The 14,127-nt window shown below is 63.0% G+C and carries 15 protein-coding genes; 10 read left to right on the top strand and 5 right to left on the bottom strand.

Going from position 1 to position 14,127, the window contains the following annotated elements; all coding sequences use genetic code 11:
* Nucleotides 1–81: 81 nt before the first annotated feature.
* Genes AC0J5Z_RS17230 through AC0J5Z_RS17220 form a run of 3 tightly spaced genes read left to right on the top strand, consistent with a single transcriptional unit; the run spans nt 82 to nt 3,233 of the window.
* The gene (locus tag AC0J5Z_RS17230; RefSeq protein WP_475034631.1) at nt 82–1,362 is read left to right on the top strand and encodes an AI-2E family transporter; all 1,281 of its coding nucleotides are present in this window, start codon (nt 82–84) and stop codon (nt 1,360–1,362) included.
* A gap of 3 nt (nt 1,363–1,365) precedes the next feature.
* Nucleotides 1,366–2,604, top strand: a complete 1,239-nt coding sequence (gene ilvA, locus AC0J5Z_RS17225) for a threonine ammonia-lyase (RefSeq protein ID WP_475034627.1) — start codon at nt 1,366–1,368, stop codon at nt 2,602–2,604.
* 14 nt (nt 2,605–2,618) lie between these two features.
* Nucleotides 2,619–3,233: a rhomboid family intramembrane serine protease gene (locus AC0J5Z_RS17220; protein WP_475034622.1), complete on the top strand. Its 615-nt coding sequence runs from the start codon at nt 2,619–2,621 to the stop codon at nt 3,231–3,233.
* Between the two features lie 144 nt (nt 3,234–3,377).
* Here the strand turns inward: AC0J5Z_RS17220 and greA are convergent, their stop codons facing one another.
* Nucleotides 3,378–3,872, bottom strand: coding sequence for a transcription elongation factor GreA (greA, locus tag AC0J5Z_RS17215; protein WP_475034618.1), 495 nt, complete (start codon nt 3,870–3,872; stop codon nt 3,378–3,380).
* A gap of 152 nt (nt 3,873–4,024) precedes the next feature.
* Nucleotides 4,025–4,483 (bottom strand): DUF4307 domain-containing protein, encoded by a 459-nt coding sequence (locus tag AC0J5Z_RS17210; protein WP_475034615.1) that lies wholly within the window; start codon nt 4,481–4,483, stop codon nt 4,025–4,027.
* Between the two features lie 76 nt (nt 4,484–4,559).
* Here AC0J5Z_RS17210 and mca point away from each other — a divergent pair, with 76 nt between their 5' ends.
* The 3 genes from mca to AC0J5Z_RS17195 all read left to right on the top strand — a co-directional run bounded on the left by mca (nt 4,560) and on the right by AC0J5Z_RS17195 (nt 8,008).
* Complete coding sequence (mca, locus tag AC0J5Z_RS17205) at nt 4,560–5,465, top strand: mycothiol conjugate amidase Mca (protein WP_475034613.1); 906 nt, start codon at nt 4,560–4,562, stop codon at nt 5,463–5,465.
* A gap of 106 nt (nt 5,466–5,571) precedes the next feature.
* Entirely contained in the window at nt 5,572–5,874 is a 303-nt protein-coding gene (locus AC0J5Z_RS17200) for a hypothetical protein (protein ID WP_475034608.1), read from the top strand.
* Nucleotides 5,852–8,008: a thioredoxin domain-containing protein gene (locus AC0J5Z_RS17195; RefSeq protein WP_475034606.1), complete on the top strand. Its 2,157-nt coding sequence runs from the start codon at nt 5,852–5,854 to the stop codon at nt 8,006–8,008. Before AC0J5Z_RS17200 ends, AC0J5Z_RS17195 begins: the two co-directional genes overlap by 23 nt.
* Before the next feature lie 18 nt (nt 8,009–8,026).
* Here AC0J5Z_RS17195 and trhA read toward each other — a convergent pair whose 3' ends face one another.
* Nucleotides 8,027–8,668 (bottom strand): PAQR family membrane homeostasis protein TrhA, encoded by a 642-nt coding sequence (trhA, locus tag AC0J5Z_RS17190; RefSeq protein ID WP_475034604.1) that lies wholly within the window; start codon nt 8,666–8,668, stop codon nt 8,027–8,029.
* 150 nt (nt 8,669–8,818) lie between these two features.
* Here trhA and AC0J5Z_RS17185 point away from each other — a divergent pair, with 150 nt between their 5' ends.
* A complete protein-coding gene (locus tag AC0J5Z_RS17185; RefSeq protein ID WP_475034602.1) occupies nt 8,819–9,580 on the top strand; it encodes an isoprenyl transferase in 762 nt (253 codons plus the stop codon).
* Nucleotides 9,581–9,817: 237 nt separating this feature from the next.
* Nucleotides 9,818–11,212 (top strand): PhoH family protein, encoded by a 1,395-nt coding sequence (locus AC0J5Z_RS17180; RefSeq protein ID WP_475034600.1) that lies wholly within the window; start codon nt 9,818–9,820, stop codon nt 11,210–11,212.
* A 254-nt stretch (nt 11,213–11,466) separates the two neighbouring features.
* Here AC0J5Z_RS17180 and AC0J5Z_RS17175 read toward each other — a convergent pair whose 3' ends face one another.
* Together AC0J5Z_RS17175 and AC0J5Z_RS17170 are read right to left on the bottom strand one after the other, a co-directional pair.
* Nucleotides 11,467–12,111, bottom strand: coding sequence for a GNAT family N-acetyltransferase (locus AC0J5Z_RS17175; RefSeq protein ID WP_475034596.1), 645 nt, complete (start codon nt 12,109–12,111; stop codon nt 11,467–11,469).
* A gap of 32 nt (nt 12,112–12,143) precedes the next feature.
* Entirely contained in the window at nt 12,144–12,905 is a 762-nt protein-coding gene (locus tag AC0J5Z_RS17170) for a hypothetical protein (protein WP_475034593.1), read from the bottom strand.
* A gap of 61 nt (nt 12,906–12,966) precedes the next feature.
* Between AC0J5Z_RS17170 and AC0J5Z_RS17165 the strand changes: the two genes are divergently transcribed.
* Together AC0J5Z_RS17165 and AC0J5Z_RS17160 are read left to right on the top strand one after the other, a co-directional pair.
* Nucleotides 12,967–13,518 carry a prepilin peptidase gene (locus AC0J5Z_RS17165; RefSeq protein WP_475034590.1) on the top strand — a complete coding sequence of 184 codons (552 nt, stop codon included), beginning with the start codon at nt 12,967–12,969 and terminating at the stop codon, nt 13,516–13,518.
* Between the two features lie 131 nt (nt 13,519–13,649).
* The gene (locus AC0J5Z_RS17160) at nt 13,650–14,126 is read left to right on the top strand and encodes an NUDIX hydrolase (protein ID WP_475034587.1); all 477 of its coding nucleotides are present in this window, start codon (nt 13,650–13,652) and stop codon (nt 14,124–14,126) included.
* The last annotated feature ends 1 nt before the right edge of the window (nt 14,127 follow it).

Genomic DNA, 14,127 nt, shown 5'->3' with positions numbered 1-14,127 from the left:
CTTCGTCCGGGAAATACCTCGGAATGTCTCGGAAGTGAGAGCCGGTTTCCCATACGGCCCGGGCTACGGAATTATGGGTTCATGACGCCAACACCGGACGCCAAAACACGTTCTGACCGCCAAATTGCCGAAGACATTCCCTACGGGGTGCGCATTGCTGCAGCCTGGTCCTGGCGGGCAGGCCTGATCCTTCTCATGATCGGCGCCCTTGTCTGGCTGCTGGGCAAGGTCAGCTTCCTCATTATCCCTGTGATGGTTGCTGCGCTGCTGGCCGGATTGCTGCATCCGGTTGTGGCGTGGCTGCGCAGTCGCCAGGTGCCCAACGGGGGAGCAGTCGCCATCACGGTACTAGGCTTCATCGGCGTGATCGGTGGTGCCCTGGCGCTGGTGGGCAGGCAACTGGTCACGGGCTTCGGTGCGCTCTGGCAGGAGGCTCTGGCGGGCATCCAGCAGATCCAAACCTGGCTGGCCGATGGCCCGCTGCACCTGACCGCGGACCAGATAGACCAGTACATTTCCGACGGCGCGAATGCGCTCCAAAACAACAGCAGCAGCATCCTCAGCGGTGCACTGTCCTTCGGGAGCACCGCCGGACACTTTGCGGCCGGGCTTGTCCTTGCCCTGTTTATTCTCATCTTCTTCTTGCTGGAAGGACCCCGGATCTGGGCCTTCCTGGTCCGCCTTCTGCCCAAAAGCGCACGAAGGGCCACCGATGGCGCCGGGCGGAGGGGCTGGACGTCCATGGTCAGCTACGTGCGGATCCAGATGTTCGTCGCCTTCGTGGATGCTGTTGGCATTGGCGTTGGCGCTGCCATCATTCAGGTCCCGTTGGCTCTTCCCTTGGCAGTCCTGGTGTTCATCGGCTCGTTCATTCCGGTGGTCGGTGCGTTGGTTACGGGTGCCATCGCCGTGCTGCTCGCCCTCGTGGCCAACGGGCCCATCAATGCGCTGATCATGCTGGCAATCGTCCTGGTAGTGCAGCAGCTCGAAAGCCATATCCTGCAGCCACTGGTCATGGGCAAGGCTGTGGCACTGCATCCGGTGGCCGTGATCCTCTCCGTTGCCGCGGGTTCCTACCTCGCAGGCATCCCCGGCGCGCTGTTCGCTGTCCCGCTGCTCGCCGTAGTAAACACGGCAGTTCGCTACATTGCGGGCCGGACGTGGGAACATGATGAAGGATTGGGCGGTGTGGAACTCCAGCCGGCAGTCGCTTCGGCGGGGCCAGGCGGCGACGCCAACTTCAAGGAGGTCCACCTTCCGCGGCCCGAATCCCGCCTCGGCAAAGGCGTCGCCGGCAAGACCAAGGCTTCGGGGAGCACCTCTGTTGAGGAGCCCCAAGCCGACACCAACAAAGGAGAATAGTCAGTGAATACCCTCGAAACCCTGCCCGTCACGCTGGACGATGTCCTCAAGGCGCAGGAGCTGCTCGAGGGCATTATTACCAAGACTCCGGTGGAGTCGTCCCGCGCGCTGGGCCACCTCGTGGGTGGCAATGTGTTCTTCAAGTGCGAGAACCTGCAGCGCGCAGGCTCCTTCAAGGTCCGAGGCGCCTATGTACGCATGGCCCGGTTGACGGACGAAGAGAAGGGGCGCGGTGTGGTGGCGGCATCGGCCGGCAACCACGCCCAGGGCGTGGCTGTGGCTGCCAAGAGCCTGGGCATCAACGCCAGAATCTACATGCCGCTCGGTGTTGCCCTGCCCAAACTTGCTGCCACTCGCAGCCATGGCGCTGAAGTCATCCTGCACGGCCACAACGTGGATGAGGCCCTGGCTGAAGCGCAGCGTTACGCCAACGAGACCGGTGCTGTGTTTGTGCACCCGTTCGACAATGTGGACGTTGTTGCCGGGCAAGGCACCATTGGGCTTGAAATACTGGACCAGATCCCCAACGTGGACACCATCCTCATGGGTGTCGGCGGTGGCGGCCTGCTGGCCGGCGTGGCGGTGGCTATCAAGGCCAGGGCTAAGGAGCTCGGTCGTGAGATCAGGGTCATCGGCGTGCAGGCAGAAAACGCCGCCGCTTACCCGCCATCACTCGCCGCTGACGCGCTGGTGCCCCTCAAGAAGGTCACCACCATGGCTGACGGCATCGCAGTTGGGCGCCCCGGCCAGCTTCCCTTCAGCATCATCCGTGAGCTTGTGGATGACGTTGTGACTGTCAGCGAAGACTCGCTTGCACGGGCCCTGATCTTCCTGCTCGAGCGCGCCAAGATGGTAGTTGAGCCTGCCGGGGCCGTAGGAGTAGCTGCGCTGATGGACGGCAAGATCGAAAACCCGGGGAACACCGCCGTCGTGCTTTCCGGCGGCAATATCGATCCCATGCTCATGTTGAAAGTCATCCAGCGTGGTCTCTCGGCCGCAGGCCGCTTTATGACCGTTCGCATGATGCTGGATGACCGGCCGGGTTCACTGGCCACCATCGCCCGTATCATCGCTGAAAACGATGCCAACGTCACCGGCCTGGACCACACCCGCTTGGGCGGCTCCATCAGCATGGGCGACGTCTCCATCACCATCAACCTGGAAACCAAAGGCCACGAACACGGCGAACAGGTTCTCGGCGCACTGCGGGCCGAGGGCTTCCAGCCAATCGTGGTGCACTGACGGGAGGAGCACCCATGGTGCTTGGAACGCCTGAAGGATCCAGTGACGTAGCCAAGGAATCGCTCGCTGGTCGGGCGAAAGGTGGCCTGCTGTTCATGGGCGGCTTTGTCATCCTGCTCTACGTCATAGAGATTCTCAACACCTTGATGCGGCACGGCCTTAACTCAACCTTTGGCCTGCGCCCCCGGTCCGTGGACGGCGTGCTGGACATCCTGACGTTTCCGTTGCTGCACGCGAACCTGAACCATTTGCTGTCCAACACCTTGCCGTTGATCATCTTTGGTTTCCTGGTCTTCCTGTCCGGAATCCGTGTGTTCATGACGGCGTTGGCTTTCAGCTGGCTTGGATCAGGGCTTGCTGTGTGGCTGATTGGCGGGGGAGGTGTAACGGTCGGAGCGTCCGGATTGGTGTTCGGCTTCTTCTCATTCTTGCTGGTGAGGGGATTCTTCAACCGTAGCTGGTGGCAGATCCTGCTCTCCGTGGTTCTGTTCATGGCCTACGGCAGCATCCTCTTCGGTGTGCTGCCCACCGTATTGGGTTACGTCTCTTGGCAGGCGCACCTCGGCGGGGCCGTGGGCGGCGTCATCGCGGCCGTCCTGCTGCGTCCCAAGGCCAAGCTCACAGCCTGACCCAAGTAGGTCGCAATTGTGCGCGTTATGAGCGGTCAAAACGCGCACAATTGCGACCCAGTTGGGTACGCACACGAAAAACGCCGGCCCGCCCCGCGAAGGGGTGGGCCGGCGTCGTATGTTTCAGGCCGTCTTAGCCGCTACTTAGGCGACGTAGGGCTTGGCGGAGACGATCTCCACCGGGATTTCCTTGCCATTGGGGGCGACGTAGCTCAGGCTGTCGCCTTCCTTGTGGCCGATGATGGCGGCACCCAGGGGCGACTTTTCGCTAAAGACGTCAAGATCGGAGTCTCCGGCAATTTCGCGGGAGCCCAGCAGGAACGTCTCTTCGTCGCCGGCGATGCGGGCAACAACCAGCATCCCGGGCTCAACGATTCCGTCGTCTGCCGGAGCTTCGCCCACCTGGGCATCGCGCAGGAGCGCGGTGAGCTGACGGATGCGGGCCTCGATCTTGCCCTGCTCTTCCTTGGCCGCGTGGTAGCCACCGTTCTCCTTGAGGTCGCCTTCCTGGCGGGCAGCTTCGATCTTCTGGACGATTTCCGCCCGGCCAGCGCCGGAAAGGTGGTCCAGCTCAGCCTTCAAGCGGTCGAAAGCTTCCTGGGTAAGCCAAGCCGCAGTGGCGCTATTGGTGGTAGACACGGATTTCTCCTCTAGATCTGACAATGCAAAAGACCCCGCCGAGTTGGCCACTCGTGAATCTCAGTAACCAACTTAACGGGGTGAAGGTTTCATCCATTGTAGTAAATCCTCTGGACGAACCCAAACCGGTTGAGTTGTGGGTCACATGATTGTTATTTACCGCTGTCCACTATCCAGCAATTGTCCACCACGCCGGAGACCGCCGGAGACTCGGTCCTCAAGACTGTCCGCTGCATGGTGGTGCTGCCGCCGTCGGGACCGTCCTGGGGATCGTTGGGCCCGATCTCCACTACCTTCCAGCCCACCACTGCGAACTTGGAGTCCAGGGCTTTGATCGCGCATTTGGCGGTGGCTCCGGGGTACTTGGTGACCTGGTAGTCCACCTCTGCCTGCGTGTCGTCCACGGTGCTGTAGCCGATGTCCTTGAACGTGACAGGGGCCTGGGCCGAGCCGGTTGCCACGTAGGCGGCGAACCCAATACCGAGGACCAGGGCGGCGATGACGATGTTCCGCTTGGTTTTGCGGGTCATGGCGCGCTTTTGACCGCCGTAACGATTGGCTAGGCTGGTGCTTGCCGGTACTTGGGTGGCCGATAGGTCCTCTGAAGTCACCCATCCAGTTTAGTGCCGATCCCGGCGCCCCATCACCGCCCCACAGAAGCTCGATCCCTGAAAGAGGAGCCGTCACGTGACAGCGTCCAGCAGTTCCGACCAGCAGCTGCGGCTGCTCGCCGTCCACGCCCATCCGGATGATGAGTCCAGCAAGGGCGCAGCAACCATGGCGATGTACGCCGCCGCGGGAGTGGACGTTATGGTTGCCACCTGCACGGACGGTTCGCGCGGCGACATCCAGAACCCCGCTATGGAAGACGCCCCCCATCCCAAGCGGGACATGGCCGGTGCCCGACGCCTCGAGATGGCCAACGCGGCCGCCGTGCTGGGAATCCAGCAGCGATGGCTCGGTTTTGTAGACTCGGGCCTTCCCGAAGGCGATCCCCTCCCACCGTTGCCGCCGGGTTGCTTCGCCCTGCAGCCCTTGGAGCGCGCCACTGCGCCCTTGGTCCGGCTGGTCCGCAATTTCAAGCCGCACGTGATCCTCAGCTACGACGAAAACGGTGGCTACCCGCACCCGGACCACATCATGGCCCACAAGGTTGCGGTGGAAGCTTTTGAAGCCGCGGGCGATCCTGAGCGCTATCCCGGCATGGGTGAACCATGGACGCCCAGCAAGCTCTACTATGATCGCGCCTTCAGTCCCGAACGATTCCGTGCGCTGCATTTTGCGTTGGAAGAAGCGGGATTGCAGTCGCCGTATGCCGAGCGGCTTGCCGCATGGCTGGAAGCCGACGCGGAAGGTCATACTGCCCCGGTGGCAGGGCACCAGACCACCACGCAGGTTGATTGTGGTGACTTCTTTGAGGCCCGGGACGACGCCCTGCGGGCCCACCGGACCCAGATCGATCCCCTCGGCTTCTTCTTCGCGGTGTCGCCGGATCTGCAGCGGACCGCCTGGCCGTGGGAGGACTACACCCTGATCAAGTCCAGGATCCCTTCCGAGCTGCCTGAGAAGGACCTCTTCGCGGGGATAAGATAGGAATGCCGGTAGTTTCTATCGATCGTAGAAATTGCCGTGTGGCCAGCCAGTGTCCCGGCTACGCGCTGCCAGCAGGCACGCACCAGCTCCCATAGAAGGTTTGAAAGTGCATCACTTGATTCTTGCCCTGACCGTCACTCCGTCGCCCGATCCCACGGGCACGCTGCGGCCCGGACTGTCCGAGGATCAGGTGACGCCGGGTACTTGGGGCTTCGTCCTCACGGCCTTCATTGTGATCCTCACCACTTTCTTGATTGTGGATATGGTCCGCCGTATCCGCCGCGTCCGCTACAGGGCCCAGGTGGAGGAAGCGCGCCTGGCGGCGGAGGCGGGCGTCACAAGTGAAAGCACTGCAGAAGCCGGCAGCTCCAGTGACGAGAACGGCGATGGCGGCCCCCGGACCCGCTGAAACCGGCGGAACCGACTGGCCCGGGGCAGGCAACGTCCTTGGTTCGGAACCTTCTGCCTATTTACGGCAGCATGCGGACAATCCCGTCTTCTGGCGTCCGTTCGGCGATGAGGCTTTCGCTTTCGCGGCCGAGCGCGATGTCCCCGTTTTCCTCTCAATTGGCTACGCGGCATGCCACTGGTGCCATGTCATGGCCCATGAATCCTTTGAAGACCAGGAAACCGCCGATTACCTGAACGCCCACTTTGCCCCGGTTAAGGTTGACCGGGAGGAGCGGCCCGACGTCGACTCCGTGTACATGGCGGCTACGCAGGCCATCAGCGGTGAAGGCGGCTGGCCCATGTCCGTCTTCCTCACCCCGGACGGACTTGCCTTCCACGCGGGAACCTACTTTCCGCCGGTTCCATTGCCTGGCCGCCCCTCGTTCCGCAACGTCCTGGAGGCAGTCCACGAGGCATGGGTGGAGCGCCGCGATGCTGTGGAGCAGAACGCCAGGGGACTGGCAGCGAATATGGCCAATGCTCAGGTGGGCGGGGCGGTCCGGCTCGACGGCCCGCCCGAAGTTCTGGACGCAAACCTGCTCCCGGAGGCCGTAGCGGTGCTGGCCCGTTCTGAAGACCCCGACGCCGGTGGGTTCGGCAGCGCTCCCAAGTTCCCGCCGTCGGCGGTTCTTGAGTTCCTCATACGGCACGCGGCCGCGCCATCGGAAACCGCGGACGCGGCCCGCGACATGGCAGGTCGCGCGCTGGCGGGTATGGCCCGCTCGGCTTTGTGCGACCAGCTCGACGGCGGATTCGCCCGCTACTCGGTGACGGCCGACTGGTCTGTGCCGCACTTCGAGAAAATGCTCTACGACAATGCGCAGCTCCTACGGGTCTACAGTCACTGGGTGCGGCTTGGCGGCAGCGAGGTCTTCCCGGTGGCCGAGGCTGCATCCGTAGCTTTGAGGTGTGCCGACTGGATCTTGGACTCTCTTCGATTGCCCAACGGCGGTCTGGCATCCTCGCTGGATGCCGACACCGTGGTGGGCGGCGTGCATCACGAGGGCGCCACGTACCTGTGGACCCTGGAATCGCTCATGGACGCCCTTGGCCCGGGCGATGCAGAGGCCGTGGCGGGCATGATGAACGTCGGTGCCGAGGGAACTGTCTCGGAGCTGGGGTCGCCGCTGCACCCTGCCCGGACGTTGACCGGCCCTGAGAGCAGGCTCTGGGAACGGGTCCGGCCGGTGCTGTCGGCCGCGCGGGCCCTTCGGGACCAGCCAGCCAGGGATGACAAAGTGGTGGCGGGGTGGAACGGGCTTGCCGTGGCCGCTCTCGCGGAAGCAGGCGCGATCCTGGATCGACCGGAACTGGTGGCTGCCGCGGAAACCGTGGCTCACTACCTCGCTGACGTTCACTGGGACAACGGTGCACAGTTGCTGGTCCGTGTTTCGCACGACTCGCAGGCACGGGGCATCGGTGGCCTCCTGGAGGATTACGCGTTCTGCGCCGATGGTTTCCTGGCCCTCTATGCCGTGACGGGAACCAAGCGCTGGTATCGCCTTGCTGAGGAGCTCATCCTTGCCGCCTGTTCACGGTTCGTGGAGAACGGTCATTTGGCCGACTCTGCGGGAGAGTCCGCACAGGTTTTCAACGCCCAGGGCCAGCGCGCCGCCCTGGATCCGTTCGACAATGCCACGCCCAGCGGCGCCGCAGGGTTCGCGGGCGTCCTGTTGTCTTATGCCGCGTACTCCGGTTCCCACGAACACCGGCTCATGGCAGGCAATATCCTGGGCCTGCTCCCGCCCCTCGCACCGCGCGCACCGCGCGTTGCCGGTTGGCTGCTGGCCACAGCCCAAGCTGCACTTGCCGGCCCGGTGGAGGCCGCCGTCGCGGGTTCGGGCTCGCCGCTGCGGCGCGAGCTGCACCGTGCGCTGTTGAACTCTCCCAGCCCGGGCCTGGTTGTCGCTCTGCAGGCGGACGACGGCGTGTCCCCGGCAGGGGAGGCCGAAGTTCCCCTGCTGCTACACAGGTCGGGCGCACCGGACGGATCGCCGCAGGTCTACTTGTGCCGTGACATGGTGTGCGACAGGCCATTGAGCGATGTGGCCAAGGTTCAGTCCCGCCTGGCCGCGATGGCGTCAGGCGACTGAAGCGGATTCAGCAGGATACTAGCTCAGCACTGCCATCATGATCGCCACGAAGTGTGCCGCGAAGGCTAGCACCGTGAAGGCATGGAAAAGCTCATGGAAGCCGAAGTGCTGCACGCTGAAGTTCGGTTTCTTGAGGGCGTAAAACACCGCACCGGCGATGTACAGCGCGCCACCGACGCAGATGAGTATTGCTGCCGGGGCGTTGGCGGTGAAGAACTGGGGCAGGTAGAACAACGCTCCGCAGCCGAGTGCTATGTAGACGGGTACATACAACCAGCGTGGAGCGTGTGTCCACAGAATTCGGAAGAGCACGCCAACTATGGCTCCCGACCAAACAAGCCATAGCAAGGTCACGGCCTGTGAGCGCTCCAGCAAGGACCATGCGAGCGGCGTGTAGCTGCCGGCAATCACGAGCATGATGTTGGTATGGTCCAACCGTTTGAGCAGCATTCGGACCTTGGGAGACCAATTTCCACGGTGGTAAACGGCGCTAACCCCAAACAGCAGGAAGCCCGTCAACGCGTAGATGGCGGAGGTGATCTTGCGATCGGGAGTTGGGGCAACAGTCACCAGGGCGATGCCTGCCGCGAGTGCGAAAGGAGCGGCAACGGCGTGGATCCATCCACGCCATAGGGGCTTGGTTTCGAGGAGCTCAGCCATGGGTCAAGAATAACTTACGTTTCAGTAAGTTACCCACTGGTAACAAATGGCCGGGCGATTTTGACCGGCGACTGCACCGGCCCGGCAGCTCGGGGCGGTAGCCTTGGATGTGCGCCGTCGTTACAAGCAAGGAAGTCAGGTGAGAGTCCGGTGGAGCTGCCCGGTTTCCTCTATGGCTTCTACGAGCGAAAACTGCTGCGCTCCCTCAAGCAAGACAGGATCCCGCGGCACATCGGTGTGATGGTGGACGGAAACCGCCGGTGGGCCAGACAGTTCAACGCACCCACCAGCCAAGGACACCAAGCGGGCGCGGACAAGATCCACGAATTCCTCGGCTGGTGCCAGGAACTCGGTGTCAAGGTAGTGACCCTCTACATGCTCTCCACGGACAATATGAGCCGCTCCGGTGAAGAACTGGACTTGCTCATGGGCATCATCGCGAACACGATGGACCGCCTCGACGAGGACGAGAATGTCTCCGTCCACGCGATGGGCGCACCGGAACTCCTCCCGGACTACCTGGCCGAGCGCCTCAACAAACTGACCGCCCGCACCCCGGTCCACGAAAAGATCCACGTGAACGTGGCCGTAGGATACGGCGGACGCCGCGAAATTGTCGACGCCGTACGGGAACTCCTGCACGATGCCGTCACCAAAGGACGCAACATGTCCGACGTCGCAGATGAACTTTCGGTGGACGACATCTCCCGGTTCCTCTACACGCGTGGCCAGCCCGATCCGGACCTTGTCATCCGCACCTCAGGGGAGCAGCGGCTCTCGGGGTTCCTCATGTGGCAAAGCGCCTACAGCGAGTTCTACTTCTGCGAAGCCCTCTGGCCGGCCTTCCGCAAGGTCGATTTCCTGCGCGCGCTCAGGGACTACGCAGGGCGCCAGCGGCGATTCGGGACCTGACCCCGGTCCCGTTCACGGGGAATTAATCAGTTGGCAATGCGACTTGCCGACACAGGTTGCGGAATTTCTTGTGAGGGGGATTACGTTAATCCCATCAGCAGGCAAAACCGCCCGCTGATCGGGGAGGCCAGTATATGGAGCGAACTATCGCACCAGTTACATGGGAGGCCAAGCCCGGCCTTCCGGCCGAGCCGCTTCACCATTAGGCCGGGCGAACTGCCCGGGGCTGGAGTCGATGTGGCTATTTCTGAGCAACTGCCCGCAATGGTTTCCGACGGGGAAAGTGCAGCTACCTCTCGCACCAAGCGGGTCTCACAAAAAGCGCGGACCGTAACGTCCGCCACAGGCCGCAGCTACGTGATCGATACGTCCGTCCTGCTATCCGATCCACACGCACTGTTGCGCTTCGCCGAACACGAGGTCATTGTCCCCATCGTGGTCATCAGCGAACTGGAAGGAAAACGCCACGATCCCGAACTGGGCTACTTCGCCCGAAAAGCCCTGAGGCTCCTGGACGATCTGAGGATTGAACACGGCGGACTGGACCACGCCATCCCCATCGGGAAGGACGGCGGACTCCTCAGGGTGGAAATGAACCACATCTCCCCGGAAGTGCTCCCCGCAGGATTCCGCGGAGGCGACAACGACAGCCGGATTCTGGCAGTAGCCAAAAACCTGGCCAACGAAGGCCACAACGTTACGGTCGTCTCCAAAGACCTCCCCATGCGCGTTAAAGCCTCCGCCATGGGCCTCCACGCGGACGAATACCGCAACGAACTCGTCAAAGACTCCGGCTGGACCGGGATGGCCGAAGTGGACGCAACTGAAGAAGAAATCACCACCCTCTACGGCCACGAACCCACCTTCATCCCTGCAGCCGCAGAACTCCCCGTCAACACAGGACTCGTTCTCCTCTCCAACCGTGGCTCCGCCCTCGGCCGGGTAGGGGCCGACAAACAGGTCCGGCTCGTCAAAGGCGACCGTGACGTCTTCGGACTCCATGGACGCTCCGCAGAACAACGGCTCGCCATCGACCTCCTCATGGACCCCGCTGTGGGCATCGTCTCCATCGGTGGTCGAGCAGGCACAGGCAAGTCCGCTCTTGCCCTCTGCGCGGGCCTGGAAGCCGTCCTGGAACGCCGGGAACACCGCAAAGTAGTGGTATTCCGACCCCTCTACGCAGTGGGCGGCCAGGAGCTCGGCTACCTCCCCGGCTCCGAATCCGAGAAAATGAACCCTTGGGCGCAGGCCGTGTTCGACACCCTCGGCGCACTCGTCAGCCAGGAGGTCGTCGAAGAAGTCATGGACCGGGGCATGCTCGAAGTCCTGCCACTGACCCACATCCGCGGGCGTTCCCTGCACGACGCCTTCGTGATCGTTGACGAAGCACAGTCACTCGAGAAAAACGTGCTCCTCACAGTGATGAGCCGCATCGGACAAAACTCCAAAATCGTCCTCACCCACGATGTCGCCCAGCGTGACAACCTCCGTGTGGGACGGCACGATGGGGTCGCGGCCGTAGTAGAGACGCTCAAGGGCCATCCGCTGTTCGGACACATCACGTTGACCCGCTCTGAGCGGTCGCCGATTGCTGCCCTGGTGACGGAGTTGCTCGAAGGGGCTGAGATCTAACTGTTGCGTGGCCGTGGCCGTGGTTCGGTTCGCCGGGCTGCGGCCCTTCGCCGTCGCTTAGACACGCCGCTTAGGGACCCTCTCGGTCGCTGAGCGACCTTGCCGGGGCCGAAGCGTCGCGATGCGCTCCTCTGCGAAGGACCGCAGCTCGGCTAGCGGTATTGGTCGCCGACGCTGCGAAGGACCGCAGCTCGGCTAGCGGTATTGGTCGCCGACGCTGCGAAGGACCGCAGCTCGGCTGGCGATCAGTGCGGTTAGAGCTTGAGGTAGGTTTTTAGTTCTTCGTGGCCTTGGACTTTTAGGGTCCAGTGGGGGCGGGTGAACGTGGTGGGGGTGAGTCGGACTCTTTGGACCTCCTCTACTTTTTCGCCCCAGCCGTCGCGGAAGGTGCCGTTCAGTTCGTAGCCGAGGCTGGTGGAGACGCCCAAGGATTGCTGGTTCCAAGTGGCCGCCTCGGACTCGGCTACTTCGGCGCCCAGGTGGTCAAACGCGAAGCTCACGACGGCGGCACGCATCTCCTTGCCGAAACCCTGGCCCTGCGCGGACTGCTTGAGCCACGAGCCCGTGCTGACTGTTTTGAGGGTGTTGAAGCCCTTGGCGCCGATGTCCTGGACGCCGAGGAGTTCGTCGTCGTGCCAGACTCCAAGGAGGAGGGTCCAGGAGTCCTTGGTGAAGTTGGCGCGGCAGCGCCAGTACCACTGGGCCATGTTGGGAGCGAGCTCGTCGTCGGGAAGTTCTGTCCACGGCATGCTGAACGGGTTCCTTCCGGGGTCGTGGACACCGGAACGGGCCGCTGCCACGGCGGAAGGGATGTCTTCGTCGAGGACGGGACGGATGGTCAACCTCGGAGTGGTGAGGGTGAGTCCGAACGGGGGCCACATTTCTGCCAGCGATGTCATCGCCGTAGCTTAGCCCGGATGAGAGCCGCCGCTCAGGCGGCAGGGCCGATGTCCCACGGGATGTGGCGGCGGACGTCTGTGAGATTCATCGATTCCGCCAGGAAAAGATCGTCCAGCATGTACTCGTCCACTGCAAGGATCTTGAGCCAGTGGCCCTTGCCCGCGGAGTCGCCGTCAAGGCTCTGGCTGGCCACGCAAACACCTGTGCCGACATCGATCCTGATCAACGTCCGGCCGGTGTGTGCCAAGGGTGCATCCGGGTCTGAGGGGACGTAAGTCCGGCTTGGGGTAACGATGGTTTCCAAAGCGAGGCCGCCCTCATGGTCCACCTCGCGGGGTTGCTCCAGGAAGACCCGGTTGGTGTCCGGAAACTCCAGGGGGACTGGCGCGTTGCCGGCAAGCTCCACGGGATCGAGGGCGGCGGCAAGGCGACCATTGCCAAAGGAGGGCTCACCGTACGCGGCTTCGGGTCGACGGCGGACCAGGCCGGCGTCGTCATAAACCGGAGTCACAAGGTGAGCCGGAAGTAGCCACGAACGCCGGGTGGCACTGACGTAAAGATCGGCCCTGGAGTCGTTGATGCCGGTGGTGCTGTGCAAAAGCAGGCCGTCCGGCGTCTCAAGGCGGAGGGCACCCGGGCGCCTGAGCCATGCCCGGACCATGGCGGCGCCGGAGGCGGGCCGTTCGAGGTACTCAAAGCGGAGGCTGGTCCACTTCCACGGCGAAGAGCGGCAAAGATTGCGGAATGTGGAGGACAAGTCAAAACCCGGTCCAGCTGCACTGTAGCGCCCCATATCCACAGTTTACCCAAGCGTTTAAGCAGGCCGGACGGCCAAAGCGGGATAGCATCCGAAGGTGATCCGACGACTCTCAGACCTCTGGACCGACTGCCCCCTGGGCTTTTGGCTCGTGGTGGCAGCGTGCCTGTACTTCGTGGTGATGGCAGTGCGTCTCACGGTCATAGACATCCGGAGCCACCTGCTGCCGAACCGAATTGTGTTCCCTTCCTACGCAGTGGCTGGAGTGCTGCTGCTGGCTGCGGCACTAGTGGTGTACTTCGCTGATTCAGCCCTGGAAGGTGCACCGGCGGCTGTGCTCTTTGGTGTCCCCGGTCTGGGGGTTATTGCCGGCGGTGCCGTGCTCTGGCTGTTCTACTTCATACTCCGGCTCGTTCATCCACCCGGGATGGGCTTTGGCGACGTCAAGCTGGCCGGGGTGCTGGGCCTCTATTTGGGCTACTTGGGGTGGAGCCACGTCTTTGCCGGGACGTTCGCTGCGTTCCTTTTAGGCGGGCTGTGGAGCCTGGGCATGTTGGTGGCCCGGCGAGGCACGCTGCGTTCGGCTATTCCGTTTGGCCCGTTCATGCTGGTGGGAACGGCAGCCGCCATGGTGATCCTGCCGGCGTGAAACTTCCACCAGTGCCAACTGCGGCCAAATTGCAACGCTGTCCGTATTCTCGGCGTTCACCGGACTGCGTCATGCTTAGCCCAGCGAGTGTTCGGATCACGCGACCATCGAATTGAAGGAAAGCTGACACCATGGGTGCACCCGAATTCGTGCTCAAACTGCGGGAAAAGATCGGCAACGACCCCCTATGGCTGCCCGCTGTGCGAGGAGTGGTGTTCGATGACGAAGGCAGGGTGTTGTTGGGGCAGCGTGCCGACAACGGGCACTGGGCACTCATCACAGGAATGCTGGAGCCCGGGGAACATCCTGCACCCGGGCTCGTGCGGGAAATCTTCGAGGAAACAGCGGTGGTGGCCGAGACTGAGCGCATCATCGGCGTCGGAGTTGTAGGTCCAGTGACCTTCCCCAATGGCGACGTGTGCGACTTCCTGGACATCACGTTCCGCTGCCGATACGTCTCGGGAGAAGCCCGGGTCAACGATGACGAATCACTGGCTGTCGGATGGTTCGCGCTGGATGACCTTCCGGAGATGAGCGCCGGAAACCTTGAGGCCATCAGGCTTGCCACGGAGCCCGAAGGCCCCGTGGCGTACCAGGTGGAGGACTAAC

The sequence above is a fragment of the Paenarthrobacter sp. TRD_SC_7 genome (assembly GCF_056156245.1).
This window is presented reverse-complemented; position numbering and strand designations above follow the sequence as displayed.

What these genes read in the sequence shown, in the direction of transcription:
- AC0J5Z_RS17230 (WP_475034631.1), top strand. Translation starts at nt 82, where the DNA reads ATGACGCCAACACCGGACGCCAAAACACGTTCTGACCGCCAAATTGCC.
- AC0J5Z_RS17195 (WP_475034606.1), top strand. Translation starts at nt 5,852, where the DNA reads ATGGCGGCCCCCGGACCCGCTGAAACCGGCGGAACCGACTGGCCCGGG.
- AC0J5Z_RS17160 (WP_475034587.1), top strand. Translation starts at nt 13,650, where the DNA reads ATGGGTGCACCCGAATTCGTGCTCAAACTGCGGGAAAAGATCGGCAAC.
- AC0J5Z_RS17170 (WP_475034593.1), bottom strand. Translation starts at nt 12,905, where the DNA reads ATGGGGCGCTACAGTGCAGCTGGACCGGGTTTTGACTTGTCCTCCACA.
- AC0J5Z_RS17220 (WP_475034622.1), top strand. Translation starts at nt 2,619, where the DNA reads ATGGTGCTTGGAACGCCTGAAGGATCCAGTGACGTAGCCAAGGAATCG.
- trhA (WP_475034604.1), bottom strand. Translation starts at nt 8,668, where the DNA reads ATGGCTGAGCTCCTCGAAACCAAGCCCCTATGGCGTGGATGGATCCAC.
- AC0J5Z_RS17175 (WP_475034596.1), bottom strand. Translation starts at nt 12,111, where the DNA reads ATGACATCGCTGGCAGAAATGTGGCCCCCGTTCGGACTCACCCTCACC.